At 53.2% G+C, this 1018-nt stretch carries 2 protein-coding genes; both read right to left on the reverse strand.

Annotated features, from left to right (window positions below):
- Positions 1-84: 84 nt before the first annotated feature.
- Positions 85-393 carry an I78 family peptidase inhibitor gene (locus AC1D2K_RS35155; RefSeq protein WP_477651214.1) on the reverse strand — a complete coding sequence of 103 codons (309 nt, stop codon included), beginning with the start codon at positions 391-393 and terminating at the stop codon, positions 85-87.
- Positions 394-557: 164 nt separating this feature from the next.
- The coding region (locus AC1D2K_RS35160) for a TraB/GumN family protein (protein WP_478095107.1) at positions 558-1018 on the reverse strand (461 nt) is incomplete at its 5' end.

Consider the following 1018-nt stretch of genomic DNA (forward strand, 5'->3'; position numbering starts at 1 on the left):
GGCCAAGCGCAAGCGGCAGCTTCAGCAGTTGGAAAAAGAAGAAGCCAAAAGCCGCAAGCGCTGACTGGCTTCACGGCGGTTTTTCTAGCCGCAGCTGACGTGCGTAACGCGCCCAGCATCATCCACAGTCAGGCTCAGCCGATCAGCATTGAACTCCATCGTCACGATCTGCCCGGGCTTCAGCACCCGGACGGCTTTGGTGCCGGCGCGTGTGCGGGCTTCTTCTTGAAGCGCTGCGCTCACATTGCGGCCCACGGCGAATTGGGCTGGTGCGGCGTTGCAAGGTCCGCTTGGCGGCGCAGATGCCGGCGTTGATACAGCAGGGCCTCCTGCGCAGGCGGACAGAGCTGTAGAGAAGGCAAGTGCAAGAGCGTTGGGGGAAAGCGTGCGCATGGCAAGGTCCTTTCGTTGAAGCTTTTAAAGCTTATCCCATGGCACTCTGTCGCATGTGGGGGTTGAGTTGAATGCTGAATCAATTGGCGTGAAGCGCACGATCTATTGAGTACTCAAACCAGATCACTCGAGCCTGCGCTGAAATGGTGGTGTTCCCTCAGAGACTAAGTACACCGAACACAAGAGAAACCGTGATCCAGAAGCAAATCCGAGAGGTTTCCCGGACCTATCATGTGTAGAGCTCCAACTATCACTACAGTATCCTTTCCACKTCGCACTAGGCGCAATAACTGGGGAAGCCAATTCCTGTTTCGACCATCAACGCCAGTTGCAAAGATGCTTGGAAGAAGCTTAAGTTCTCTTTCGACTATGGGGGTCAAATCGTCTGGCCTTTGAGCTTTCCACGCTGCAACCATTTGTCGTATACGCTGCATTTCTTCCTTTGGCTCCCGCACGATTAGGGCAAGGTATCGCTCCTGTTCTATAAGAGGCGATTGACTCATGATGTTTGAAAAAACATTCACTGATTCTAGGAAAAAGTGTTTTTTGCGTAAGCGCTTGCCTTGGTTGAATATCTTTCGATCGATGCCGTCATCGTACTTAAGACCGTGCTGTTGTGCGAGGG

The sequence above is a fragment of the Variovorax sp. P1_H12_2 genome, assembly GCF_056405335.1.